Source organism: Acidobacteriota bacterium (genome assembly GCA_009861545.1).
GTDB lineage: Bacteria > Acidobacteriota > Vicinamibacteria > Vicinamibacterales > UBA8438 > WTFV01.
Genome location: VXME01000151.1, coordinates 1 through 22226 on the forward strand (window position 1 = coordinate 1; position 22226 = coordinate 22226).

Annotated in this window: 33 protein-coding genes and 1 pseudogene; 30 read left to right on the forward strand and 4 right to left on the reverse strand. The window is 68.1% G+C overall.

From position 1 onward, the window contains the following. Positions 1-100 precede the first annotated feature (100 nt). From rpsJ to F4X11_23475, 30 genes and pseudogenes are all read left to right on the forward strand, one after another. The gene (gene rpsJ, locus F4X11_23330) at positions 101-433 is read left to right on the forward strand and encodes a 30S ribosomal protein S10 (protein MYN67920.1); all 333 of its coding nucleotides are present in this window, start codon (positions 101-103) and stop codon (positions 431-433) included. Positions 434-469: 36 nt separating this feature from the next. Beyond that, positions 470-1153, forward strand: a complete 684-nt coding sequence (locus F4X11_23335) for a 50S ribosomal protein L3 (protein MYN67921.1) — start codon at positions 470-472, stop codon at positions 1151-1153. Continuing rightward, positions 1150-1773: a 50S ribosomal protein L4 gene (gene rplD / locus F4X11_23340; GenBank protein MYN67922.1), complete on the forward strand. Its 624-nt coding sequence runs from the start codon at positions 1150-1152 to the stop codon at positions 1771-1773. The genes F4X11_23335 and rplD overlap by 4 nt, the downstream gene beginning before the upstream one ends. Next, positions 1770-2060 carry a 50S ribosomal protein L23 gene (locus tag F4X11_23345; GenBank protein ID MYN67923.1) on the forward strand — a complete coding sequence of 97 codons (291 nt, stop codon included), beginning with the start codon at positions 1770-1772 and terminating at the stop codon, positions 2058-2060. The genes rplD and F4X11_23345 overlap by 4 nt, the downstream gene beginning before the upstream one ends. 19 nt (positions 2061-2079) lie before the next feature. After that, complete coding sequence (gene rplB, locus F4X11_23350) at positions 2080-2907, forward strand: 50S ribosomal protein L2 (protein MYN67924.1); 828 nt, start codon at positions 2080-2082, stop codon at positions 2905-2907. 15 nt (positions 2908-2922) lie between these two features. Next, positions 2923-3216, forward strand: coding sequence for a 30S ribosomal protein S19 (gene rpsS / locus F4X11_23355; protein ID MYN67925.1), 294 nt, complete (start codon positions 2923-2925; stop codon positions 3214-3216). Further along, a pseudogene (locus F4X11_23360) lies at positions 3216-3560 on the forward strand (50S ribosomal protein L22). The gene rpsS and the pseudogene F4X11_23360 overlap by 1 nt, the downstream one beginning before the upstream one ends. 414 nt (positions 3561-3974) lie before the next feature. Beyond that, positions 3975-4655: a 30S ribosomal protein S3 gene (rpsC, locus tag F4X11_23365; protein ID MYN67926.1), complete on the forward strand. Its 681-nt coding sequence runs from the start codon at positions 3975-3977 to the stop codon at positions 4653-4655. 43 nt (positions 4656-4698) lie between these two features. After that, positions 4699-5121, forward strand: a complete 423-nt coding sequence (rplP, locus tag F4X11_23370) for a 50S ribosomal protein L16 (protein ID MYN67927.1) — start codon at positions 4699-4701, stop codon at positions 5119-5121. Position 5122: 1 nt separating this feature from the next. Beyond that, the gene (gene rpmC, locus F4X11_23375; protein MYN67928.1) at positions 5123-5356 is read left to right on the forward strand and encodes a 50S ribosomal protein L29; all 234 of its coding nucleotides are present in this window, start codon (positions 5123-5125) and stop codon (positions 5354-5356) included. Between the two features lie 17 nt (positions 5357-5373). Continuing rightward, complete coding sequence (rpsQ, locus tag F4X11_23380) at positions 5374-5628, forward strand: 30S ribosomal protein S17 (GenBank protein MYN67929.1); 255 nt, start codon at positions 5374-5376, stop codon at positions 5626-5628. A gap of 73 nt (positions 5629-5701) precedes the next feature. Then, positions 5702-6070, forward strand: coding sequence for a 50S ribosomal protein L14 (rplN, locus tag F4X11_23385; protein MYN67930.1), 369 nt, complete (start codon positions 5702-5704; stop codon positions 6068-6070). A gap of 29 nt (positions 6071-6099) precedes the next feature. Then, positions 6100-6432, forward strand: a complete 333-nt coding sequence (locus F4X11_23390; protein MYN67931.1) for a 50S ribosomal protein L24 — start codon at positions 6100-6102, stop codon at positions 6430-6432. Beyond that, positions 6429-6971 carry a 50S ribosomal protein L5 gene (rplE, locus tag F4X11_23395; protein MYN67932.1) on the forward strand — a complete coding sequence of 181 codons (543 nt, stop codon included), beginning with the start codon at positions 6429-6431 and terminating at the stop codon, positions 6969-6971. The genes F4X11_23390 and rplE overlap by 4 nt, the downstream gene beginning before the upstream one ends. A 14-nt stretch (positions 6972-6985) precedes the next feature. Then, a complete protein-coding gene (locus tag F4X11_23400) occupies positions 6986-7171 on the forward strand; it encodes a type Z 30S ribosomal protein S14 (protein MYN67933.1) in 186 nt (61 codons plus the stop codon). 45 nt (positions 7172-7216) lie between these two features. Beyond that, the gene (rpsH, locus tag F4X11_23405) at positions 7217-7627 is read left to right on the forward strand and encodes a 30S ribosomal protein S8 (protein MYN67934.1); all 411 of its coding nucleotides are present in this window, start codon (positions 7217-7219) and stop codon (positions 7625-7627) included. Positions 7628-7669: 42 nt separating this feature from the next. After that, complete coding sequence (locus F4X11_23410; protein ID MYN67935.1) at positions 7670-8206, forward strand: 50S ribosomal protein L6; 537 nt, start codon at positions 7670-7672, stop codon at positions 8204-8206. Positions 8207-8208: 2 nt separating this feature from the next. Then, positions 8209-8583, forward strand: a complete 375-nt coding sequence (locus tag F4X11_23415) for a 50S ribosomal protein L18 (GenBank protein MYN67936.1) — start codon at positions 8209-8211, stop codon at positions 8581-8583. A gap of 32 nt (positions 8584-8615) precedes the next feature. Further along, on the forward strand, positions 8616-9128 hold the full coding sequence (locus F4X11_23420) for a 30S ribosomal protein S5 (GenBank protein MYN67937.1): 513 nt from the start codon (positions 8616-8618) through the stop codon (positions 9126-9128). Next, positions 9128-9337 carry a 50S ribosomal protein L30 gene (gene rpmD / locus F4X11_23425; protein MYN67938.1) on the forward strand — a complete coding sequence of 70 codons (210 nt, stop codon included), beginning with the start codon at positions 9128-9130 and terminating at the stop codon, positions 9335-9337. The genes F4X11_23420 and rpmD overlap by 1 nt, the downstream gene beginning before the upstream one ends. A gap of 23 nt (positions 9338-9360) precedes the next feature. Continuing rightward, on the forward strand, positions 9361-9852 hold the full coding sequence (locus tag F4X11_23430; GenBank protein MYN67939.1) for a 50S ribosomal protein L15: 492 nt from the start codon (positions 9361-9363) through the stop codon (positions 9850-9852). Then, entirely contained in the window at positions 9849-11237 is a 1389-nt protein-coding gene (gene secY / locus F4X11_23435) for a preprotein translocase subunit SecY (GenBank protein MYN67940.1), read from the forward strand. The genes F4X11_23430 and secY overlap by 4 nt, the downstream gene beginning before the upstream one ends. A 187-nt stretch (positions 11238-11424) precedes the next feature. After that, complete coding sequence (locus F4X11_23440) at positions 11425-12081, forward strand: adenylate kinase (GenBank protein MYN67941.1); 657 nt, start codon at positions 11425-11427, stop codon at positions 12079-12081. Positions 12082-12098: 17 nt separating this feature from the next. After that, on the forward strand, positions 12099-12911 hold the full coding sequence (gene map / locus F4X11_23445; protein MYN67942.1) for a type I methionyl aminopeptidase: 813 nt from the start codon (positions 12099-12101) through the stop codon (positions 12909-12911). Between the two features lie 55 nt (positions 12912-12966). Then, positions 12967-13080, forward strand: a complete 114-nt coding sequence (gene rpmJ, locus F4X11_23450; protein MYN67943.1) for a 50S ribosomal protein L36 — start codon at positions 12967-12969, stop codon at positions 13078-13080. A 6-nt stretch (positions 13081-13086) separates the two neighbouring features. Further along, on the forward strand, positions 13087-13461 hold the full coding sequence (rpsM, locus tag F4X11_23455; protein ID MYN67944.1) for a 30S ribosomal protein S13: 375 nt from the start codon (positions 13087-13089) through the stop codon (positions 13459-13461). A 17-nt stretch (positions 13462-13478) separates the two neighbouring features. Continuing rightward, a complete protein-coding gene (rpsK, locus tag F4X11_23460; protein ID MYN67945.1) occupies positions 13479-13922 on the forward strand; it encodes a 30S ribosomal protein S11 in 444 nt (147 codons plus the stop codon). Positions 13923-14043: 121 nt separating this feature from the next. Continuing rightward, the gene (gene rpsD / locus F4X11_23465) at positions 14044-14673 is read left to right on the forward strand and encodes a 30S ribosomal protein S4 (protein MYN67946.1); all 630 of its coding nucleotides are present in this window, start codon (positions 14044-14046) and stop codon (positions 14671-14673) included. A 36-nt stretch (positions 14674-14709) separates the two neighbouring features. Further along, entirely contained in the window at positions 14710-15702 is a 993-nt protein-coding gene (locus F4X11_23470; GenBank protein ID MYN67947.1) for a DNA-directed RNA polymerase subunit alpha, read from the forward strand. Between the two features lie 7 nt (positions 15703-15709). Continuing rightward, positions 15710-16225, forward strand: coding sequence for a 50S ribosomal protein L17 (locus F4X11_23475; protein MYN67948.1), 516 nt, complete (start codon positions 15710-15712; stop codon positions 16223-16225). On the opposite strand, the gene F4X11_23480 is transcribed toward F4X11_23475, so the two are convergent. From F4X11_23480 to F4X11_23495, 4 genes are all read right to left on the reverse strand, one after another. Next, positions 16222-18315 (reverse strand): elongation factor G, encoded by a 2094-nt coding sequence (locus tag F4X11_23480; GenBank protein MYN67949.1) that lies wholly within the window; start codon positions 18313-18315, stop codon positions 16222-16224. The two genes, F4X11_23475 and F4X11_23480, sit on opposite strands and share 4 nt — an antisense overlap. A gap of 71 nt (positions 18316-18386) precedes the next feature. After that, positions 18387-19673 carry an FtsX-like permease family protein gene (locus tag F4X11_23485; GenBank protein ID MYN67950.1) on the reverse strand — a complete coding sequence of 429 codons (1287 nt, stop codon included), beginning with the start codon at positions 19671-19673 and terminating at the stop codon, positions 18387-18389. Next, positions 19673-20905, reverse strand: a complete 1233-nt coding sequence (locus tag F4X11_23490; protein ID MYN67951.1) for an ABC transporter permease — start codon at positions 20903-20905, stop codon at positions 19673-19675. The genes F4X11_23485 and F4X11_23490 overlap by 1 nt, the downstream gene beginning before the upstream one ends. Next, positions 20883-22226 carry an efflux RND transporter periplasmic adaptor subunit gene (locus F4X11_23495; GenBank protein ID MYN67952.1) on the reverse strand — a complete coding sequence of 448 codons (1344 nt, stop codon included), beginning with the start codon at positions 22224-22226 and terminating at the stop codon, positions 20883-20885. Before F4X11_23495 ends, F4X11_23490 begins: the two co-directional genes overlap by 23 nt.

Here is a 22226-nt window from a genome sequence, read left to right on the forward strand (position 1 = left end):
GAGGGCGGCCGGACGGTCGGCTCGGGCACCATCACCGAGATCGTCGACGACTAGGCGAGCGTTCGGCAGAAGTTCCGATCGAAGGCAGGGTGCGCGCGACATGGCAACGTTCAGCGACAAGATTCGGATCCGGCTGAAGGCGTACGACCATCGGCTGCTCGACCAGTCGACGAGCGAGATCGTCGACACGGCGCGGCGGACCGGCGCGCGGCTCGCGGGACCGATCCCTCTGCCGACGGACAAGAACAAGTGGACGGTGCTGCGTTCCCCGCATGTCGACAAGAAGTCGCGGGAGCAGTTCGAGATTCGTACTCACAAGCGCCTGATAGACATCTTCGAGCCGACGTCGCAGACGGTGGATGCGCTGATGAAGCTCGATCTGCCCGCCGGGGTGGACGTCGAGATCAAGGCGTTCGGCAAGGAGCATGCGTAGGGCCAGACCGCGTCCGAGCGGGTCGGGAATCGAGCGATGGTGACCGGGATCATTGGGCAGAAGATCGGCATGACGCAGGTGTTCGGGACCGACGGCGCGGCGCGGCCGGTCACCGTGCTCAAGGCCGGACCGTGCGTGGTCATCCAGCGCAAGCAGGCGGACCGGGACGGGTACGAGGCCGTGCAGCTCGGGCTGGTCGAGGATCGGCCGGCGCGCGTCACCAAGCCGGTGGCCGGCCTGTATGCCCGGGCGAACGTGCCCCCGACGCGGGTGCGGCGGGAGGTGCCGCTCGACGGCGGGAGCGATGCGCCGGCCGAGGGCGAGCGGGTGCTGGCCTCGCTCTTCGCCGAGGGCGAGCAGGTGGACGTCACCGGCATCAGCCGCGGTCACGGCTTTCAGGGCGTCATGAAGCGGCACGGCTTCGGCGGCGGCCGCGCGACGCACGGCTCGATGTTCCATCGGGCGCCGGGGTCGATCGGCCAGTCCTCGTATCCGTCGCGGGTCCTCAAGGGCATGCGGGCGCCGGGGCGCATGGGCGGGGACCAGGTAACGGTACGCAATCTGCGCGTCGTGACGGTCGATGCCGAGAGCAACCGGTTGGTGGTGACCGGCGCGGTGCCGGGCGCAGCGGGCGCCTACGTGGTGATTCGCCGCGCGGTCGCGCCACGCCGCGAGCCGGCGGCGCCGCCGGTCGACGAGAAGAAGAAGAAGAAGCGATGACGTGTGACGTGGTCAACGAGCACAACGAGACGGTCGACGCTTTCGAGCTGAGCGACGAGCTGTTCGCTGGACCGATCGCCACGGGCCTGATCTGGGAGTCGGTGGTTCACGAGCAGGCGGGTACGCGGCGCGGCACGCACGCCACGAAGACGCGCGGGCTCGTCAGCGGCACCGGCCGGAAGCCGTGGCGTCAGAAGGGCTCGGGCCGCGCGCGGGTCGGCGAGGCCCGAAACCCGTTGTGGCGCACCGGCGGCACCGTGTTCGGGCCGCAGCCGCGCAGCTACGAGTACCGCCTGCCGCGCAAGGTGGAGCGGGGTGCGCTGCGCGCGGCGCTGCGCGTGAAGTTCGAGGAGGGGGCCGTCGTCGTGCTGTCCGAGTTCGCGATCGACGAGCCGAAGACGCGACTGGCCGTGGAGTTGCTCGACAGGCTGGGCGTGACCGGCAAGGCGCTGCTGGTCGACGTGTCTCCGGGCAACGCTCTGGAGCGCGCGGTGAGCAATCTCCCCGACGTGCGCCTGGCGGCGTCGGGCCGTGTGACGGCGCGGGATCTGGCCAACGCGGGCCGGGTCGTCATGAGCCGGGCGGCGGCCGAGCATCTGGCGCGGGTGGTGGCGTCATGAAGTCGACCGAGGTGATTCGGAGGGCGCTGATTACCGAGAAGACCACGCTCATGCGGGAGCAGGGCCAGATTCTCGCCTTCGAGGTCGCCATGGGGGCGACGAAGGTGGACGTCAAGCGCGCGGTGCAGCAGTTGCTCGGGGCGAAGGTCGCGGAGGTGCGAACGTCCATCGCCCACGGCAAGGTCAAGCGTCAGGGACGGTTCGCGGGGCGGCGGCCGGACTGGAAGAAGGCCTACGTCCGGCTGCGCCCGGGCGAGTCCGTGCCGGAGTTCCTCGAGGGCGCATAGGGTATCGGGAAGCGAGCCAATGGCGATTCGCAAGCACAAGCCGACGTCGGCCGGCCGGCGATTCCAGAGCGTGCAGACGTTCGACGAAATCACCGTCACGCGGCCGTACCGACCGTTGACGCAGCCGCTCAAGAAGTCGGGCGGGCGGAACAACACGGGATCGATCACGATCTGGTGGCGGGGCGGTGGGCACAAGCGCGCCTACCGGGTCATAGATTTCAAGCGCGACAAGATCGGCGTTCCGGCGAAGGTGTCGACGATCGAGTACGACCCGAACCGGTCGGCGCGCATCGCGCTGGTCACCTACGCCGACGGCGAGAAGCGCTACATCCTGCATCCGCTCGGGGTGAAGGTGGGCGACTCGATCGTCGCCGGCCCGGACGTGGACATCCTGCCGGGCAACACCCTGCCGCTCAGCAACATCCCCCTCGGCACGCAGGTGCACAACGTCGAGCTGCGGCCCGGCAAGGGTGGTCAGCTCGCTCGCAGCGCAGGCGCATCGGTGCAGGTCGTGGCCAAGGACGGCAAGTACGTCACCGTTCGACTGCCGTCGGGAGAGACACGCCTCGTCATGCCGAAGTGCGTCGCGACGATCGGCCAGGTCGGCAACGTCGAGCACGAGAACGTCCGGGTCGGCAAGGCCGGCCGGAATCGCTGGCGCGGTCGCCGCCCCCATGTCTGCGGCAACGCCATGAACCCGGTCGATCATCCGCTCGGCGGGGGCGAAGGGCATGCGGCCGGGGGACGTCATCCGGTCTCGCCGTGGGGCGTTCCGGCCAAGGGTTACAAGACCCGCAAGCAGAAGCCCTCCGATCGCTTCATCCTCTCGCGCAAGAAGAAGCGCTAGTCAGGAATCGAGGTCATGAGCCGCTCGCTGAAGAAAGGCCCGTTCGTCGATCTGCCGCTCCTCGAGAGCATCGAGGCGATGAACCGGAACGGCGTCAAGAAGGTCGTCAAGACCTGGTCGCGCCGCTCGACGGTGGTTCCCGAGATGGTGGGACATACGGTGGCGGTTCACAACGGGAAGAAGTTCGTTCCGGTCTACGTCACCGAGAACATGGTGGGCCACAAGTTCGGCGAGTTCGCGCCGACGCGCCTGTTCCGGGGGCACCCGACCAAGAGCGAGAAGTCGGCGTCGAGGGGAGGCGGGCGGTGATCGAGGGTCGCGCTACGGCACGCTACGTCCGGACCTCGGCCCAGAAGGCGAAGCTCGTCGTGGATCTGATTCGCGGCAAGGACGTCGACAGCGCCCTGGCGACTCTGCGCTTTACGCGCAAGGGCGTCGCGAAGGACGTCGAGAAGGTGTTGCGGTCGGCCATCGCCAACGCGCAGCAGAAGGAGGGCGCCGGCGATGAGATCGAGCGTCTGTACGTGCGGGAGTGCTACGCGGATCAGGGTCCGACGCTGAAGCGGATCCGTGCCGCGCCGATGGGGCGCGCGTTTCGCATCCTGAAGCGGACGTCGCATCTGACGGTCATCGTGGAGGAGCGGTCCGAGGGACAGCCCGGGTTCCGGGCGCGCCGGCGGCGCGGCGGGCCGGAAGGAACCGGCTCGGGAGGCGGCGGCCGGGTGAAGCGGCGGCCGGTGTCGCGGCCCGCACCGCCCGCGGCGCCGGAACCGGACGTTGTGGAACCGGATGTGACGCCCGAGGCGCCGGAGCCCGGCGTTCCCGCCGAGACGGACGTGATACCGGAGCCGGAGGCACCGGAAGAGGAGCCGGAAGCGTCGGAGCCGGAGGCCGAGTCCGGCACGGCGCCGGAGCCGGAAGAGGCGCCCGAACCCGAGGCGCCGCCGGAGCCGGGGGCGCCGGAACCGAAGAAGAAACCGGAGGAGCCGGAAGAGGAACCGCCCAATTTGCCGCCGGGCGGCATCCTGGGCATCCGGTGACGGCCTGCGACCGGGAAGGGTCTGAGCATGGGGCAGAAAGTTCATCCGTACGGCTTCCGTCTGGGCTTCAACAAGACGTGGCGCTCCCGCTGGTACGCGGATCGCGACTACGCGAAGCTGCTGCACGAGGATCTCGCCCTGAAGCGCGATCTGAAGACCCGCTTCTCGCATGCCGGCGTGTCCCGGATCGAGATCGAACGGGCCGCCAACAACCTGAAGCTCGACATCTACACGTCCCGGCCGGGAATCATCATCGGCCGCAAGGGTACGGAGGTCGACAAGCTCAAGACGGAGATTCAGAAGCGCACGAGCCGCGAGGTCTTCATCAACATCCAGGAGATCCAGAAGCCGGAGCTCGACGCGCAGCTCATCAGCGAGAACGTCGCCTTGCAGCTCGAGAAACGGGTGGCGTTCCGCCGGGCGATGCGCAAGGCGGTCGAGGCCGCGCTCCGGTTCGGGGCTCGGGGCATCAAGGTGCGCGTGGGCGGGCGCCTGAACGGGGCCGAGATCGCGCGCTCGGAATGGTACCTCCACGGCCAGCTTCCGCTGCAGACGTTGCGGGCGAACATCGACTACGGGTTCGGTCAGGCGCGTACGACCTACGGCGTGATCGGCATCAAGGTGTGGCTCTACAAGGGCGAGCGTCTCACGCCGCTGGTGGGTCGCGAGGAGGAGTACCGAGCGCCGCGGCGCGGCGCGCGGGCCTGAGGCTCTGCGCCGTGACGAGGACAAGCCGGAGGAGTGACGCACCATGTTGATGCCGAAGAAGGTCAAGTACCGCAAGCAGCACCGCGGGCGCATGGCCGGCAAGGCGTGGCGGGGGTCGGCCGTGTCGTTCGGCGACTATGGGTTGCGGGCGATGGAGCCGTGCTGGATCACCGATCGGCAGATCGAGGCGGCCCGCGTCGCGATGACGCGGTTCGTCAAGCGCGGCGGCAAGATCTGGGTGCGGGTGTTTCCGGACAAGCCGATTACCAAGAAGCCGCAGGAGACCCGCATGGGCAAGGGCAAGGGCGCGCCCGAGCAGTGGGTGGCGGTGGTGCGGCCGGGCCGCATCCTGTTCGAGATGGAAGGTGTGAGCGCCGCCGACGCGAAGCGGGCGATGGAGCTCGCGGCTGCGAAGCTGCCGATAGAGGCCCGTTTCGCGACGCGGTTCGGTGAGGCGGGGGCATAGGATGGCGAAGGTGTCAGAGCTTCGCGAGCTGGAGACCGAAGAGCTCGAGCAACGCGTGGGCGAGCTCGACGACCAGGTGTTCCGGTTGCGCCTCCAGAAGTCGATGGGGCAGGCCGACGCGGCGTACAAGATGCGGGGGTTGCGCCGCGACCGGGCGCGGGTGAAGACGTTGTTGCGGGAGCGCGAGCTCGATGCGGCGCCCGCTGCCGCGGCGGAGCCGGCCGCGACCGACTGACGACTTGAGTGAATCCGATGGGAAACCAACGCGAGGTCGTGGGCATCGTGGTCCGGGACAAGATGGACAAGGGCGTGATCGTCGCGGTCGAGCGCCGGGTGCGCCACGACGTCTATCGCAAGATACGGCGCCGGACGCGGACGTTCATGGCGCACGACGAAGAGAACAGCGCCCGGGTCGGAGACCGCGTCGCGATGGCCGAGTCGCGTCCGCTCAGCAAGCGCAAGCGGTTCGTCGTCACGCGCGTCATCAATCGGGCCGAGACGGTTTGATGGAAACCCGCGCAGAAGGAGCAACGATGTCCAGGCGGGATGGATCACCGGTCGAATCCAGCGGGGCGGGCCGATGATCCAGATGCAATCCGTGCTCGACGTCGCGGACAATTCCGGCGCCCGCAAAATCGCCGTGATCAATCCGCTCGGGGGCGCCACCGGCCGCTACGCGCGACTCGGCGATCTGGTCACCGCCGCCGTGAAGGAGGCGGCCCCGGACGCGTCGGTCAAGAAGGGCCAGGTGGTCAGGGCGGTCATCGTACGCACGCGCAAGGAGCAGCGCCGTCGCGACGGAAGCTATATCCGGTTCGACCGCAACGCCGCCGTGCTCGTCAACGATCAGAACGAGCCGGTGGGCACCCGCGTCTTCGGTCCCGTCGCGCGGGAGCTGCGCGAGCGGAAGTTCATGAAGATCATCTCGCTCGCACCGGAAGTGCTGTGAGAGTCTGATACAGGAAAGAGCCCAGGAGCATGTCCCGACTACGCACCCCGGTGCGCAAGAACGACAACGTGGTCGTCATGGCCGGCAGGGATCGCGGCAAGCGCGGCCGCGTTCTCAAGGTGTTTCCCGGCCGCAACCGCGTGGTGGTCGAGGGCGTGAACTTCATCAAGCGCCACACGCGGCCGAATCCGCGCGCCAACGTCAAGGGGGGCATCGTCGAGCGCGAAGCCCCGGTGCATGCATCGAACGTGCAGATCGTGTGTCCGGAGTGCGGCTCTCCGGCGCGCATCGGCCGCCTGTTGCTCGGTGACGGCCGCAAGGTGCGCGTCTGCCGCAAATGCGACGGAGCTGTGGACAAATGAGTCGTCTGCGCGAGCGCTACTACGACGACGTCGTGCCGGCCCTCCGCAAGGAGTTCGGCTATGCCAACGTCATGGCGGTGCCGAAGATCGAGCGCGTCGTCGTGAACATGGGGTTGGGGGCGGCGACCCAGAATTCCAAGCTGATCGACGTCGGCGCGAAGGAGCTGGCGCGCATCACGGGTCAGCAGCCGGTCACGCGCCGCGCGCGCAAGTCCGTGGCGCAGTTCAAGGTGCGGCAGGGCATGCCGATCGGCGTGATGGTCACGCTGCGGCGTACACGGATGTACGAGTTCCTGGACCGGCTGGTCTCGATCGCGTTGCCGCGCGTGCGCGACTTCCGTGGGGTGTCCCCCAAGGGGTTCGACGGCCGCGGGAACTACACCCTGGGCCTGAAGGACCAGTTGATCTTCCTCGAAATCGACTACATGCAGGTCGATCACGCGCGCGGCATGAACATCTCCGTGGTGACGACGGCAGGCACGGACGAGGAGGGTCGCAAACTGCTGCAACTGATGGGGATGCCGTTCCGCAAGAACTGAGACGGACACAGCCTATGGCCACCACCGCGAAGATCGTCAAGGAGAGGAAGCCGCCGAAGTTCCGCGTGCGGCTCCGGAATCGCTGCCGGCTGTGCGGCCGGCCGCGCGGGTACATGCGAAAGTTCGCCCTCTGCCGTCTCTGCTTCCGGAAGCTGGCGCTCGAAGGCGAGATCGCGGGCGTGATCAAGAGCAGTTGGTAGGAGGAGGGCCGCGGCGCGGCTCAGGAGGCGGGAACGAAGGAAAGCATGGCTGATCAGATTGCCGACATGCTGACGAGGATTCGCAACGCGACGATGGGGCACCGCCCGCGGGTGGACGTCCCGGATTCGCGGCTGAAGGCCGACATTGCGCGGATTCTGGAGAGCGAAGGCTACATCGCCGGCTTCAGGCAGCTCGAGTTGAAGAACCCGCGGGGCGACCATCCGTTGCGCGTCCTGAGGCTCTATCTCAAGTACGGACCGCACGGCGAGCGCGTGATCTCCGGACTCAGGCGGGTCAGTCGGCCGGGACGTCGGGTCTACTACGGCCACGCCAAGGCGCCGCCGGTTCTGGCCGGTCTCGGCACCAGCATCCTGACGACGTCGCGGGGCGTGATGACGGGCCGCGACGCCGCGAAGGCCGGGGTCGGCGGCGAGGTGCTGTGCAATGTCTGGTAGGAACATCGGCCGCTGCCCGGCTGCGGCGAGACGGGGAACGAGATGTCGCGGGTAGGCAAGAAGCCGATTCCGATTCCGGCGGGCGTGAAGGTCGACATCAGACCCGATGCCGTGGAGGTCAAGGGGCCGAAGGGGACGCTGCTCCAGCCCCTGCCCCCGGGCGTGCGGATCGAAGCCGACGGCGAGCAGTTGCTGGCGCATCCGGCCCGGGAGGACGCCGCGCTGGCGAAGTTCCACGGACTCGGCCGCAGCCTCGTCGCCAACGCCGTGCACGGGGTGTCGCAGGGCTTCAAGAAGGAGCTCGACATCGTCGGCATCGGGTACCGCGCCGAGCACACCGGCAAGCAGGTGGTGTTCGCGCTCGGCTACTCGCACCCGATCGAGTTCGACATTCCGGAAGGCATCGAGATCGCGGTCGAGAAGCAGACCCACCTCACGGTCAGCGGGATCGATCGGCAGCGGGTGGGGCAGGTCGCGGCGGACATCCGCGCTCTCCGCAAGCCCGATCCGTACAAGCAGAAGGGCGTGCGGTACACCGGCGAGGTGTTGAAGAAGAAGGTCGGAAAGACCGGCGCATAGCAATGAAAGTCAAGACCAAGAAGGATCGCCGCACGCGGGTGCGGCTGCGCCAGCGGCAGCGCCTCAGCGGGACGCCGGAGCGTCCGCGGCTCGCGGTGAACCGCAGCTTGGCGCATATCTCGGCGCAGGTGATAGACGACCACGCCGGGCGCACGATTGCGTCGGCGTCGAGCACGGAGCCGGCCATCAGGGGCCGGTTCGAGGATGGCGCGCGGGGCGGGAACGTCGCCGGCGCGCGGATCGTCGGAGCCGTCGTCGCGGAACGGGCGCTGGAGAAGGGCGTCAAGCACGTCGTGTTCGACCGCGGCGGATTCCTGTACCACGGGCGGGTGCGTTCGGTCGCCGAGGCGGCCCGCGAAGGCGGGCTCGACTTCTAGTCGGCCCGGGCAGCGAGGTCGCAGAGACACTGATGCGCGAATCACGAGCCAAGATCGACCCGGCCATGCTCGACCTGAAGGACGCGGTGGTGTCCATCAATCGGGTGACCAAGGTTGTCAAGGGCGGCAAGAACCTCAGCTTCAGCGCCCTCGTCGTCGTCGGTGACGGGGCGGGGCACTGCGGCTTCGCGGTCGGCAAGGCCAAGGAAGTGCCGTCGGCCATCAAGAAGGGAATCGAGGCGGCCAAGAAGGCGCTGATCCGGGTGCCGTTGCAGGCGACCTCGATACCGCACCCGATTCTCGGTCGGTACGGGGCGGGACGCGTCCTGCTGAAGCCCGCGCCGCAGGGGACGGGCATCATCGCCGGCGGCGCCGTCCGGGCGGTCGTCGAGCTGGCCGGGATTCACGACATCCTGACGAAGTCCCTGGGGTCGGACAACCCGCAGAACGTCGTGCGGGCCACGTTCGCCGGACTCTACGGGCTCAAGGACCCGGTCCAGGTAGCCAGGCTGCGCGGCCGGGAGTTGGAGGAGCTCACCGCCTGATGAGACCACCAGCGAAGCGCAACGACGAGGCGCCGCGCGTGCGCGTCACCCTCGTCAAGAGTTGGATAGGCTACGAGAAGAACCAGGAGCGAATCGTCCGGGGTCTCGGTCTGCGCCGCATCGGCCACTCGGTCGACGTGGTCGACAATCCGTCGATTCGGGGCATGATTCGGGCGGTGCGGCATCTGGTGACTACGACGGAGTGCTGACGATGGCGACGGGCAAGCGACCGATGGACCTCAGTACGCTGCAGCCGCCCAAGGGCGCTCGCCGCAACCGGAAGCGCGTCGGCCGCGGCGAGGGCGGCGGGACCGGCGTGACCGCCGGCCGCGGACACAAGGGGCAGCAGTCGCGTTCCGGGTACTCCCGCAAGCGGGGTTTCGAGGGCGGGCAGATGCCGATTCACCGGCGCCTGCCGAAGCGCGGCTTCCACAACCCCTTCCGGGTCGCCTACGAGGTGGTGAATCTCGACACCCTGGAGGCGCGGTTCGAGGCGGGCGACGAGGTGACCCCGGACGTGTTGCGCGAGCACGGGTTGATCAGCCGGACCGCGCTGGTCAAGGTACTGGCCCGCGGCGAGCTGACCAAGGCGTTGTCGGTGACCGCGCATCGCTTCAGTGCGAAGGCGGGTGAGCGGATCGCGGCCGCGGGCGGACGGACGGACGTGGCGCCGCGCGTGCGGTCGAAGGGGCGGCCGAAGGCCGAGGAAGAAGCCGCGGAATGATCGAAAGCGTCAAGAACGTCTTCGCGATTCCGGAACTGCGCAAGCGTGTGCTGTTCACGCTCGGCATCCTGGGCGTGTACCGCATAGGCAGCCACATTCCGACGCCCGGCGTGAACACCGAGGCGCTGCAGATTCTCGTCGAGCAGGCCGGCAACACCATGTTCGGCCTGTACAACATGTTCTCGGGCGGCAACCTCGCGCAGGCGACGATCTTCGCGCTGGGCATCATGCCCTACATCAGCGCGTCGATCATCCTGCAGTTGCTCACCGTCGTCTGGCCGTACCTGGAACGGCTGTCGAAGGAGGGCGAGCTGGGCCGCCGGAAGATCACGCAGTACACGCGGTACAGCACGATTGGGCTCTGCGTGGTGCAGTCGATGGCGATCGCGATCTTCTTGGAGCGGCAGACGAACATCGCGGGCGGGTTGCCGCTGGTCTACGAGCCGGGCTGGTCGTTCCGGCTGATGACGGTGCTGACCCTGACGACGGGTACCGCCTTCATCATGTGGCTCGGGGAGCAGATCACCGAGCGGGGCATCGGCAACGGCATGTCGCTGATCATCTTCGCGGGGATCGTCGTCGGCCTGCCGACGGCCGTTCTCACGACGCTGGATCAGATGCGCAGCGGCGCTATCGGCCTGTTCACGCTGATCGCGCTGGTCGTCGTGATGGTGCTGGTGATAGGGGCCGTCGTCTTCATCGAACGGGGGCACCGGCGGGTGACCGTGCAGTACGCCAAACGCGTCGTGGGGCGGCGCATGTACGGCGGCACGAGCACGCATATCCCGCTCAAGGTCAACACGGGCGGCGTCATCCCCGTGATCTTCGCGTCGTCCATCCTGGCGTTCCCGGCGACCGCGGCGACGGCGTTCCCGGTGGGCGGCTGGTTCCAGACGGTCACGGACCAGTTGCAGAACGGCATGCCGGCCTACTACCTGCTGTTCGTGGGCGGGATCATCTTCTTCGCGTACTTCTACACCGCGATCATCTTCAATCCGGACGACGTCGCGGAGAACATGCGCAAGTACGGGGGCTTCATCCCGGGCATCCGGCCCGGGAAGCGGACGGCGGAGCACATCGACACGATCCTGACCCGGATCACCTTCGCCGGGTCGATCTACCTGGCGCTGGTGGCGGTGATGCCCGACCTGATGATCACCGGTTTTCGGGCCGACGCCGTGCCGTTCATCGGGGATCAGCTCGACGTGCTGCTGCCCGGCTTCATCACGAACGGCCTCGGCGTGACGTTCTATTTCGGCGGCACCTCGCTGCTGATCATCGTCGGTGTCTCCATGGACACGGTGAATCAGGTGGAGTCGCAGTTGATCATGCGGCACTACGACGGATTCATGAAGAAGACGCGGATTCGCGGGCGGCGTGGTTGAGACGTGTCGGACCGATGACGGAGATTTGCGCGGATCACGAAGGCGGCGGAGACGGTCGGCTTTCGCGGCGCATCGAGGCAACATGCTGGACGTTTCCGAGAATGAGGAAGGGACGGCGCTCGACCGGGGACCGCGCCGCTCGAACATCACCGAGCTGGCTCCCAGGCGCGCCCGGAGGCCGATGGCCTTGAATCTGATGCTGATGGGGCCGCCGGGCGCGGGGAAGGGGACGCAGGCGCGTCGTCTGGCCCGCGGGTTTCGGGTGCCCCACATCGCGACCGGCGACATCCTGCGCGAGGCGGTCGAGATGGACAGTCCGCTCGGCCGCGCGGCGGCCCAGATCATGGACGCCGGGCAACTGGTCGGCGACGAGATCGTGATCGGGATCGTCCGGCACCGGCTCCAGAGGCCCGACGCGGCCACCGGATTCGTGCTCGACGGGTTTCCCCGCACGGTTCCGCAGGCCGAGGCGCTCGACGCGATGCTGGACCGCAGGAATCCGCTCGTGGTCCTCGACATCGCCGTCGAGGACGCGGACATCATCCGCCGGTTGTCCAGACGACGCGTGTGCGCGACGTGCGGCACGATCGTCGGGGCGACGGAGGGGACGCCGCCGAGCTCGTGCCCCGACTGCGACGGGGTGCTCGTGCAGCGCCGCGACGATCAGGAGTCGGTGGTGCGGGAGCGGCTGGCCGTGTACCGGGAGCGGACGGCGCCGTTGATCGACTACTACCGGAACCGTCCGACGTTCCGGTCGATAGACGGCAGCCTGACGGAGGACGAGGTGGCCGCCGCCGTGGCCGACGCGGCCCACGGCGTCTCGGCCGTGCGCCGGAGTGCGTGAGCCGCACGGGTGTTTCGATGATCTCGTGCAAGAGTCCCGCCGAGCTGCAGCGCATGCGCGCCGCCAACGGGCTCGTCGCGCAGGTGCTGGGGGAGTTGCGGGAGATCGTGGACGTGGGAGTGACCACGCGCGAGCTGGATGCGATTGCGGAGGGCCGCGTGCGCGCGGCGGGTGCGATTCCGGCGTTCAAGGGGTATCACGGCTATCCCGCCACGCTCTGCACGTCGGTGAACGAGGAAGTGGTGCACGGGATTCCGTCCGGTCGACGATTGCGCGACGGCGACATCGTGTCCATCGATCTGGGGGTCGTGCTGGACGAGTACTACGGCGATGCGGCGGTGACCCTGCCGGTAGGCACGATCAGCGAGCATGCGGAGATGCTGCTGCACGTGACGGAGCAGGCGCTGGCCCGGTCGATAGCGCAGGTCCGGCTGGGCGGCCACGTCTCGGATCTGGGGCACGCGGTGCAGCGCCACGTCGAAGCGCACGGGTACTCCGTGGTGCGCGAGTTCGTCGGGCACGGAATCGGCACGAGCCTGCACGAGGAGCCGCAGGTGCCGAACTACGGGGAGCCCGGCCAGGGGGACCGTCTGCTGGAGGGCATGGTCCTGGCCATCGAGCCGATGGTCAGCATGGGCAAGCCGGCCGTGCGCGTGCTTCGCGACGGATGGACCGCGGTCACTCGCGACGGCAGCCTGGCCGCGCATTTCGAGCATTCGGTGGCGGTGACCGCGGAGGGACCGCTGGTGTTGAGTCGCCCGCTGCCGGGAACGGGCGCGTCCGGAGACGGCGTTGCCGCGACCACGTGGGCGCTGGTCGACGGCGCCTAGGAGTCTGCAGGGTCGAGGGCCGCCGGCAGCGCCGGCTGAACGAAGAGAGAACGGTATGAAAGTGCGGGCTTCCGTCAAACGGATGTGCAGCAAGTGCAAGATCGTGCGCCGGCGGGGTGTGGTGCGCGTGATCTGCACGAACCCGAAGCACAAGCAGAGGCAGGGGTAACGACTCATGGCACGCATCGCTGGCGTCGATCTGCCCCGCTCGAAGCGGGTTGAAGTCGGGCTGACCTATATCTTCGGAATCGGTCCCGCCCGTTCGGTGGACATTCTGGAGGCGGCCGGCGTCAAGCCGGAAACGCGCGTGAAGGACCTGGCGGAGGACGAGGTTCGCCGGATCAGTCGCGCCATCGAAGAGTACGGCCGCGTCGAGGGGGACCTGCGCAAGGAGATCTCGCTGAACATCAAGCGCCTGATCGAGATCGGGTGCTATCGCGGGCTGCGTCATCGCCGGAACCTGCCGGTGCGCGGCCAGCGTACGAATACGAACGCGCGGACCCGGAAGGGCCCGCGCCGTGGCGCCGTCGCCAAGAAGAAGACCAGTTGAGCATTTGAGACGCGATCATGGCCAAGAGCGACAGCGTTGAAACCGGGAAGAAGCCGGCCGGAAGGCCGGCGCGCCGCAAGAAGACGTTCAAGAAGCGTGGCGAGAAGCGGGTGGTCCATCACGGGGTGGTGCACATCCAGGCGTCGTTCAACAACACCATCATCACCGTCACCGACAGCGCCGGCGCGGTGCTGTCGTGGTCGAGCGCCGGGGGTATCGGTTTCAAGGGGTCGCGGAAAGGGACGCCCTTCGCGGCGACCCAGGCGGCCATGGCGGCCGGTCACGCGGCCAAGGGATTCGGCGTGCGTTCGGTCGAGGTCAGGGTGAAGGGGCCGGGCGCCGGTCGGGAGTCGGCGATTCGGGCGCTGCAAACCTCCGTCGGCCTCGACATCAAGTCGATCCGCGACGTGACGCCGATCCCGCACAACGGGTGCCGGCCGCCGAAGAAGCGCCGCGTTTGATGGCCGGGAACTTGCGCCTTAGAACGGCGTGGAATCCTGGAGCGGGTTGGTTGGGCGGAAAGCGGAGCCGCAAGGCGACGGTTTCCGGGCTGTCGCGGTTGAGTGAGGGAGATCTGTAAGCATGGCACGGTACGCTGGTCCGGTCTGCCGTTTGTGCCGGCGCGAAGGCATGAAGCTGTTTCTCAAGGGTGAGCGCTGTCACGCGGAGAAGTGCGCGGTCGAGCGGCGCAACGTGCCGCCGGGGCACCACGGCAAGGGCCGCAAGGCCAAGCTGCAGGGCTACGGACTGCAGCTCCGCGAGAAGCAGCGCGTCAAGCGCATGTATGGCGTGCTCGAGCGGCAGTTCCGGCGCTACTTCCACGAGGCCGACCGCCGCCGGGGAATCACCGGCGAGACGCTGTTGCAGTTGCTCGAGAGCAGGCTCGACAACGTCGTCTACCGCCTTGGCTTCGCCGCCTCGCGACCGCAGGCGCGCCAGTTGGTGCGGCACGGACACTTTCTGGTGAACGGGCGGCGCGCCGACATTCCGTCGTACTCGTTGCGAACCGGGGATCGCGTGAGCGTGAAGGCGAAGAGCGCGAACAACCCGGCCATCGCGTACGCGCGAGAGGAAGTCAAGGGCCGCGGCATTCCGGAGTGGCTCGAGCTGGGCGCCGACGGGCAGGAGGGGCGTTTCGCGGCCGTGCCCAGCCGCGAGCAGATGAATCTGCCGGTGCAGGAGCAGTTGATCGTGGAGCTCTACTCGAAGTAGGGCCGGCCGGCTACGGCGCGGAAAGGATTGAACTCGATGCTGTGGAAAGGCTTCCAGCGACCGAAGGTGCTGGAGTACGACCGCGAGACGCTCACGGAACAGTACGGGCGCTTCCACGCGCAGCCGTTCGAGCGTGGCTTCGGTACGACGATCGGCAACGCGTTGCGGCGCGTGCTGCTGTCGTCTATCGAGGGGGCGGCGGTGACCGCGGTCAAGATCGACGGCGTGCTGCACGAGTTTTCGCCGATTCAGGGCGTGGTGGAGGATGCGACCGACATCATCCTCAATCTCAAGCAGGTGCCGATCAAGGTGCACGTCGACGGGGTGAAGGCCGTGTCGATCCGGGCGGAGGAACCCGGTGAGATAAAGGCGGGCGACATCCAGGCCGATGCCGATATCGAGATTCTGGATCCGGACGTGCACATCGCCACCGTGTCCGAGGGCGGCGCGCTGAACATGGAGATGCGCGTGAAGCGCGGCCGGGGCTACGTGTCCGCCGACAAGAACTTCGACGAGGACCTGGGGATCGGCTGGATCCCGGTCGACTCGGTGCATTCGCCGATCAAGAAGGTGAACTACCTCGTCGAGGCGGCGCGGCTCGGCCAGACGACCGACTACGACAAGCTGACGATCGACGTGTGGACCGACGGGACGATCAGCGCCCGCGACGCCGTTTCGCTCGGTGCGAAGCTGGTGCGCGACCACCTGAACATCTTCATCGACATCGACGACGAGTCCGAGGTCCTGGAGGAAGCGGAGCCGGAACCCCCGGCCGCCGTGGCGAACGAGCATCTCGACAAGAGCGTCGAGGAGCTCGAGCTGTCCGTGCGTTCCTACAACTGCCTGAAGAACGCCAACATCCGGACGATTCGCGAGCTCGTGCAGAAGAGCGAGCCGGAGATGCTCCAGACGAAGAACTTCGGGCGGAAGTCGCTGAACGAAATCAAGGAAATCCTGCTCGACATGGGGCTCAGCCTCGGCATGCGTCTGGACCAGCCGGCGGACAGCGTGCCCGCGCAGGCGGAGTGAGCGAGTCATGCGTCATCGCGTTGCACACCGGAAGCTGGGTCGGGTCACGGAGCACCGTCTGTCCCTGCTCCGCAATCAGGCGCAGGCCCTGTTGCGGCACGAGCGGATCAGTACGACGGTCGCCAAGGCCAAGGAGCTGCGTCCGTTCGTCGAGCGGCTCATCACGGTCGCGAAACGGGGGCTCGCCGACGGCACGGACACGATTCGCGCCGTGAACGCCCGCCGCATGGTGCGCCGCGATCTGGCGGACCGGGAGGTGGCGGCGAAGCTGTTCGACACGATCGCGCCCCGGTTTTCCAGCCGCTCCGGCGGCTACACGCGCCTGGTGAGAATCGGGTTCCGCCGCGGCGACGCCGCCGAGATTGCCCAGGTGGAGCTGATTGGCAGCGAGTACAACCCCGACCTGGACAAGCCCAAGGCCGACCGCAAGGCGGAAGAGAAGCCCGAACGCCAGCCGGACGAGCAGGCCGCCACGGGCGGACGTCTGAGCCGGATGTTCCGTCGCGGGAAGAACCGGCGCTAGGCGTCCTCGGCGTCTCCCGCTTCGGACTTCGAGTCCGCCACGATCTTCGCGTGAAGGTGCGCCGGCACCTCCTCGTAGTGCGAGAACTCCATGTGGTACGACCCCCTGCCGCCGGTGGCGGAGGTCAACTGCTGCTCGTAGGTGAGCATCTCCGCCATCGGCACCTGCGCCTTGATGACGGTGGACCCCCCGCGCGGCTCCATGCCCCCGATCCGGCCGCGCCGGCCGTTCAGGTCGCCCATGAGGTCGCCCGCGAAGTCGCTCGGCGCGTAGATCTCGACGTTCATGACCGGTTCGAGCAGGGTCGGTCTGGCCCGCTCCATCGCGTCCCGGAAGGCGAGGCGGCCGGCCATCTTGAAGGACATCTCGTTCGAGTCGACCGAATGGAACTGCCCGTCGTAGAGGGTCACCTTGAAGTCGACCATCGGGTAGCCGGCGAGATAGCCCTTGTCGCGGGCCTCCTGGATGCCCTTCTCGACGGCCGGGATGAACTGGCGCGGAATCGAGCCGCCGAAAATCTCGTCGACGAAGGCGAAGTCCTCTCCGCGCGGAAGCGGCTCGACACGGATCCGGCAGTCGCCGAACTGCCCGTGTCCGCCCGACTGCTTCTTGTGCCGGCCGTGCGCTTCGGTCGCCGCCATGATGGTTTCCCGGTAGGGGATGCGGGGCAGCTTCAGGTTGACCTCGACGCCGAAGCGCCGCTTCAGCTTGGCGACGGTAACCTCTATGTGCACCTGCCCCTGGCCCGAGAGCAGCAACTGGCGCGTCTGCGGGTCGCGGGTGTACTGGATGGTGGGATCCTCCTCCCGCAGGCGCTGCAGCGCACCGCTGATCTTCTCCTCGTCCCCGCGGCTCTTCGGCTCGATGGCATAGGAGAGGACCGGTTCGGCGAAGGCGATGGGCGCGAAGCGCACCGGGTTGCCCTTCTCGCCCAGCGTGTCGTTCGTATGGGTCTCCTTCAGCTTGGCGACGGCCCCGAGGTCGCCCGCCTTCAGCTCCGGCACCGGGTGCTGCGTCTTGCCCTGCAGGACGGCCAGCGCGCCGAGTCGCTCGCCGCCGTCCTGCGTGGCGTTGTGGATGGTGGAATCGGCCTTGAGCGCGCCGGCCGCGACGCGGAACATCGTTATGCGCCCGGCGAACGGATCGGCGATGGTCTTCCAGACGAACGCGGCGGGCGGGGCGGTGTCGCCGGCGTCGTAGCTCAGCGGCTCGCCGCTCTCGGGGTCGGTGGCCGGGAGCGGGTGATCCGCCGCCGGCGGCAGGCAGGAGAGGATCGTGTCCAGCAACGGCCCGACGCCGATGTTGGCCTGCGCCGACGTGCAGACGAGCGGGAACACCTGCCGGTTCCGTGTCGCCGTCCGGAGGCCGCCCTCCAACTCGTCCTGGGTCAGCGTGCCCTCTTCGAAGAACCGCTCCATGAGCGCCTCGTCGGCTTCGGCGACCATCTCGAGCAGTGCCTCGCGGGCGGTGTCCGCCGGCCCGGAGAGCGCGTCCGGAACATCGCCGACGGATGCGTCGCCGCTGCCGTCGTCGGGGAAGGTCACGCCCTGCATGGCCAGCAGGTCCACCGCGCCGCGGAACTCGCGTTCCGAGCCGATCGGGAGCTGGATCGGCACCACTTCCCGACCCAGCGCTCCCTGCACCGACTCGAGGGCGCGGTCGAAGCTCGCGCGCTCGCGGTCGAGCAGGTTGAGCACGACCACGCAGGGCAGGCCGATCTCCTCGGCGATGCTCCACACCTTCTCGGTCTGCACCTCGACGCCCGCCACCGCGTCGACCACGACGAGCGCGGCGTCGGCGACGCGCAGGGCGGCCCGGGTGTCGCTCACGAAGTTGCCGATGCCGGGCGTGTCGATCAGGTTGATCTTCGTGGAGCGCCACTCGGCGAACGCGACGCTGGCCGAGAGCGTGTGCTTGCGGGCGATCTCCTCCTCGTCGAAGTCGGTGACCGTCGTGCCCTCGTCGACCCTCCCCAGGCGGTTGACCATCTTGGCGTCGAACAGCATCGCCGACACGAGCTGCGTCTTCCCGGAACCGCTGTGCCCGACGACCGCGACGTTGCGGATGTTCGACGCGTCATAGACCTTCATCGACAGTAGTCCTCCCGGTCAAACCTGTAATCGTACCGTGACGGGCCGGCAGGCTCAAGTGCGGGAGGCGCCTATTCGTAGCGCAGCGCCTCGATCGGGTCGAGGCCGGAGGCGCGGACGGCGGGCACGATCCCGAAGACGATGCCGACCGTCGCGGAGAAGCCGATGCCGATGGCGAACGACCACCACGGCAGCGATACCGGGAACTCGGTGGCGTAGTGAACGCCCATCCCGATCCCGCTGCCGAAGAGGATGCCGAGGACGCCGCCGATGGCGGTCAGGAAGACCGCCTCGAGAAGGAACTGCCACAGGATCTCGCGCCGCCGGGCGCCGATGGCCTTGCGGGTGCCGATCTCGCGCGTCCGCTCCTTGACGGAGATGGTCATGATCGCCATCACCCCGATGCCGCCGACCATGAGCGCGATGGACGAGATGGCGACCAGCGCGAGGAACGTCGCGCTGCTGACCTGGTCCCACAGCCGGAGCGCCGCATCCTGCGTGATGAGATCGAAGTCGTTCGCCTCGTCCAGGCGCAGGCCGTGACGGATGCGCATCACCTCGGTCACGTCGCGTATCGCGTCCTCGCGCGCGACCCCTTCGTGCGGCACGGCGGCGATCATGAGGAACTGCAACCGCCCGCGGCGCGATCGCGTAACGCGCGTGCCGAACTGCTTCGAGTGGGCGCTGTAGGGGATCAGCGCGATGTCGTCCTGGCCGGCGTCGAGCGACCCGATGCCGGGCCGCGGACCGATGACGCCGATCACCGTATAGGGCTGGTTGCCGATGCGCACCGTCTTGCCGAGCGGGTCGACGTTGGGGAACAGGGCCTGGTAGGGCGTCTGCCCGAGCACCACGACCCGGCGCCGGTGACTCACTTCGCCCTCGGTGAAGAATCGTCCCTGCTCGATGGTGACGTGGAATACGTCCGGGTAATCGTGCGTCGTGCCGGTGATCGAGAGCAGCTTGGTTCGTTCTCCCCGATAGAAGAGCCGGCTGCGCGTCGAGCCCGGACCCCCGCCCTCGCCGATAGTGATGTTGACCTGCGCTATCGATTCGGCCTGCCGTTCGATGGCACGCGCATCGGCCGGTGTCAGGGTGGGCCGCTTGAGAAGCTCGTCGAAGTCGGCTCCCGACATGAAGCTCATGCCCGAGAACTGCGCCACGAAGATCGTGTCGGGGCCGATCTCGCGGATGGTGTCGCGCAACGACTCGTCGAATCCGCGGATGAGCGACGTCATCCCGACGATCGCGGTGATGCCGATGACGATGCCGAGGATGGTCAGTCCGGACCGCATCTTCTGCGTCCGGATGGTCGTGACCGCCATCACCACGATCTCACGCAGGAGCGAACCGCGCATCAGTCGGCCCGCCCCAGTGCGTCTATCGGGTCCAGCGCGGCGGCCCGCGCCGCGGGGTACAGCCCGAAGAAGAGCCCGACCGCGGCCGTCATCGTAATGGCGAGAAGCACCGACCAGGGGTGCACGACGGCCGGCACCGGGGCGAAGCGGTCCAGCGCAAGCGCGGCGGCTGCACCGAGCGCCGTGCCCGTCGCGCCCCCGAGCACGGACAGCGCCACCGACTCGGACAGCATCTGCCAGAGGATGTCCTGCCGCCGGGCGCCGAGGGCCTTGCGCAGGCCGATCTCCTTCGTCCGTTCCGAGACCGCCATCAGCATGATGTTCATGATGACGATGCCGGCGACGACCAGCGCGAGACCCACGACGCCGACCAGCACGGCGAAGATGCCGGCGGTGGCCTGGTTGAAGATGCGCAGCGCGGTCTCGGAAGTGAAGATGCCGAAATTGTCGTCTTCGCTCGCCTTCAGGCGCCGCTCGACCCGCAGGGCGACCGTCGTTTCGCCGATCGCCCTGTCGATCTCGCCCGGGTCGGCCGGCTGCACACGCAACCCGAGCGCGGTGCGGCTGCCGAAGAGCCGCTGGAACGCGCCGAGCGGAACGACCGCGAACTCGTCCTGCGACTGCCCGAACGACGAACCCTGGGGCCGGCTGACACCGATCACGCGAAACGGCACGCCGCGGATCTTCACCTGTCTGTCGATCGGATCGAGCGCGCCGAACAGCCGGTCGGCGGTATCCGATCCCAGGACCGCGACGTTGCGCTTGCGGCGGACCTCGGCGGGAGTCATCAGCCGTCCAATCTCCGCGTTGAACGTGGAGAAACGGATGAACTCCTCGGTCACGCCCTGGATCCGGACCGACTCGAGCACGTGCTGGCGATAGCGGACCTCGCCGCTGCGCCGTCCTTCCGCCATGACCGCGGTGACGCCGGAGGCGAACCGCCGGATGGCCTCGGCGTCGGCGAGGGTGATCCGCGGGTTGTTGCGCGTCCGTTCCAGGTCCTCCTCGCTCCTCATGATGCCGCGGCGGTCGACCAGGAACGCGTCGGCGCCCACCTCCGACAGGATCACGCTCTCGACCTCCTCGGTGATCCCCTGGATGAGAGAGACGAGGGTGATGATCGAGCTGACGGCGACGACGTTCCCGAGGATCGTCAGGAAGGAACGGAGCTTGTTGGCCCAGATCGCGCTCAGCGCGATCTGGACCATCTCATGAATCAGAATCAGCTTCATTGGGATCCACCGGGTCGCCGTCGTCGAGGTTGCGGACCACCTCGAACGGACCGGTGATCACGAAATCCCCTTCCTCCAGGCCGCTCAGGGCCTCGAAGTAGCGCTCGCCGGCGATTCCGGTGGCCACCGGCACGAAAACCGCGCGTCCCTGCCGCGCCACGAACACGCCTTCGCGCTCTTCGCGCGTGGTGGCGCTGCCGCCCGCCGCCGGTTCGGAGGAGGCGGAGGCGGGGCGCGAGAGGACACCGGATCCGGCGTCGCTCGATTCCCGCACGATCCGGCCGTCCGCATCGATCTCGACCTCGCGCACGGTGGTCGCCTGGATGGGCACGGCCAGCGATGCCGTCCGCGTCGCCGTCGTGATCTCCGCGGTGCAGGTGAAGCCGGGCCGCACGCCCGGAATGAAGCCGTCGACGACGACGACGACCAGGAAGTTCGTTGCCTCCTGCGTGGCGCCGGCGCCCGCGTTCTGGTTCTGAATCGGGCTGTTGCCGATCTCGGTCACGCGGCCGGTGTAGGTGCGGTCCGGCAGCGCGTCGATCGTGATCTCCACCGGCTGGCCGAGCCGCACGGCCGGGATGTCGGTCTCGTCGACCTCGATCTCCGCCTCGAGAACCGAGAAGTCGGCGATGGTCAGCAGCACCGTTCCGGGGTTGTTCATCGTGCCGATGACCACCGTCTCCCCCTCTTCGATGTTGCGCCGGGTCACGATGCCGTCGATGGGGGACGTGATGGTCACCTGCGTGAGGTCGTAGCGCGCGCTGTCGAGCGTCGCCCGTTCCTGGAGGATGCGCTGCGCCGCCCCCTCCACGTCCACTTCCCGCGCCTTGAGCTCGGTCTCGCGCAGCTCCACGTCGGCGACCGCCTGCTCGTAGACTTCACGGGAGACGAGACGGAGGGACCAGAGGTCCGCCTGCCGCTCCAGGTTCTCGCGGCCGATCTCGAGGTTGACGCGGGCCGTCTCCACGGCAACGAGCGCCTGCTGATGGGCCGCGATGGTGGCCTCGAGGGAGGCCTCGCCGCGGTTGACGATCGCCTGGAGGTTCTCCGGGTCGATCTGGAGCAGGAACTGCCCGGCCGTGACCCGTTCGCCCTCGTCCACCGCCAGGCGCGTGACCCGTCCCATCGTGCTGGCGCTCATGTCGACCGAGAGTTGCGGTTGAATGGTGCCGGGCGCGGAGACGATGGCGACGAGATCGCGCCGCTCGATCTCCTCCACGTCGACTTCCGCCGCGTCGGATCGCTCGAACAGCAGATTGACGGCCACGAGCGCGGCGCCGGTCAAGATTACGAGTCCGCCGACGAGGAGCTTTCTGGACAT

Excerpts from the sequence above, each read along its gene's own strand:
- F4X11_23470 (MYN67947.1), top strand. The coding sequence starts at position 14,710 with ATGCTGTGGAAAGGCTTCCAGCGACCGAAGGTGCTGGAGTACGACCGC.
- rpsH (MYN67934.1), top strand. The coding sequence starts at position 7,217 with ATGGCTGATCAGATTGCCGACATGCTGACGAGGATTCGCAACGCGACG.
- rpsC (MYN67926.1), top strand. The coding sequence starts at position 3,975 with ATGGGGCAGAAAGTTCATCCGTACGGCTTCCGTCTGGGCTTCAACAAG.
- F4X11_23490 (MYN67951.1), bottom strand. The coding sequence starts at position 20,905 with ATGAAGCTGATTCTGATTCATGAGATGGTCCAGATCGCGCTGAGCGCG.
- F4X11_23410 (MYN67935.1), top strand. The coding sequence starts at position 7,670 with ATGTCGCGGGTAGGCAAGAAGCCGATTCCGATTCCGGCGGGCGTGAAG.
- rpmJ (MYN67943.1), top strand. The coding sequence starts at position 12,967 with ATGAAAGTGCGGGCTTCCGTCAAACGGATGTGCAGCAAGTGCAAGATC.
- rpsK (MYN67945.1), top strand. The coding sequence starts at position 13,479 with ATGGCCAAGAGCGACAGCGTTGAAACCGGGAAGAAGCCGGCCGGAAGG.
- F4X11_23430 (MYN67939.1), top strand. The coding sequence starts at position 9,361 with ATGGACCTCAGTACGCTGCAGCCGCCCAAGGGCGCTCGCCGCAACCGG.
- F4X11_23345 (MYN67923.1), top strand. The coding sequence starts at position 1,770 with ATGAAGTCGACCGAGGTGATTCGGAGGGCGCTGATTACCGAGAAGACC.
- F4X11_23390 (MYN67931.1), top strand. The coding sequence starts at position 6,100 with ATGTCCCGACTACGCACCCCGGTGCGCAAGAACGACAACGTGGTCGTC.
- rpsJ (MYN67920.1), top strand. The coding sequence starts at position 101 with ATGGCAACGTTCAGCGACAAGATTCGGATCCGGCTGAAGGCGTACGAC.
- F4X11_23420 (MYN67937.1), top strand. The coding sequence starts at position 8,616 with ATGCGCGAATCACGAGCCAAGATCGACCCGGCCATGCTCGACCTGAAG.
- rpsQ (MYN67929.1), top strand. The coding sequence starts at position 5,374 with ATGGGAAACCAACGCGAGGTCGTGGGCATCGTGGTCCGGGACAAGATG.
- rplB (MYN67924.1), top strand. The coding sequence starts at position 2,080 with ATGGCGATTCGCAAGCACAAGCCGACGTCGGCCGGCCGGCGATTCCAG.
- F4X11_23495 (MYN67952.1), bottom strand. The coding sequence starts at position 22,226 with ATGTCCAGAAAGCTCCTCGTCGGCGGACTCGTAATCTTGACCGGCGCC.
- rpsS (MYN67925.1), top strand. The coding sequence starts at position 2,923 with ATGAGCCGCTCGCTGAAGAAAGGCCCGTTCGTCGATCTGCCGCTCCTC.
- rplD (MYN67922.1), top strand. The coding sequence starts at position 1,150 with ATGACGTGTGACGTGGTCAACGAGCACAACGAGACGGTCGACGCTTTC.
- F4X11_23415 (MYN67936.1), top strand. The coding sequence starts at position 8,209 with ATGAAAGTCAAGACCAAGAAGGATCGCCGCACGCGGGTGCGGCTGCGC.
- rplE (MYN67932.1), top strand. The coding sequence starts at position 6,429 with ATGAGTCGTCTGCGCGAGCGCTACTACGACGACGTCGTGCCGGCCCTC.
- F4X11_23480 (MYN67949.1), bottom strand. The coding sequence starts at position 18,315 with ATGAAGGTCTATGACGCGTCGAACATCCGCAACGTCGCGGTCGTCGGG.
- map (MYN67942.1), top strand. The coding sequence starts at position 12,099 with ATGATCTCGTGCAAGAGTCCCGCCGAGCTGCAGCGCATGCGCGCCGCC.
- F4X11_23335 (MYN67921.1), top strand. The coding sequence starts at position 470 with ATGGTGACCGGGATCATTGGGCAGAAGATCGGCATGACGCAGGTGTTC.
- rpmD (MYN67938.1), top strand. The coding sequence starts at position 9,128 with ATGAGACCACCAGCGAAGCGCAACGACGAGGCGCCGCGCGTGCGCGTC.
- F4X11_23475 (MYN67948.1), top strand. The coding sequence starts at position 15,710 with ATGCGTCATCGCGTTGCACACCGGAAGCTGGGTCGGGTCACGGAGCAC.
- secY (MYN67940.1), top strand. The coding sequence starts at position 9,849 with ATGATCGAAAGCGTCAAGAACGTCTTCGCGATTCCGGAACTGCGCAAG.
- rplN (MYN67930.1), top strand. The coding sequence starts at position 5,702 with ATGATCCAGATGCAATCCGTGCTCGACGTCGCGGACAATTCCGGCGCC.
- rplP (MYN67927.1), top strand. The coding sequence starts at position 4,699 with ATGTTGATGCCGAAGAAGGTCAAGTACCGCAAGCAGCACCGCGGGCGC.
- rpmC (MYN67928.1), top strand. The coding sequence starts at position 5,123 with ATGGCGAAGGTGTCAGAGCTTCGCGAGCTGGAGACCGAAGAGCTCGAG.
- rpsM (MYN67944.1), top strand. The coding sequence starts at position 13,087 with ATGGCACGCATCGCTGGCGTCGATCTGCCCCGCTCGAAGCGGGTTGAA.
- rpsD (MYN67946.1), top strand. The coding sequence starts at position 14,044 with ATGGCACGGTACGCTGGTCCGGTCTGCCGTTTGTGCCGGCGCGAAGGC.
- F4X11_23485 (MYN67950.1), bottom strand. The coding sequence starts at position 19,673 with ATGCGCGGTTCGCTCCTGCGTGAGATCGTGGTGATGGCGGTCACGACC.
- F4X11_23400 (MYN67933.1), top strand. The coding sequence starts at position 6,986 with ATGGCCACCACCGCGAAGATCGTCAAGGAGAGGAAGCCGCCGAAGTTC.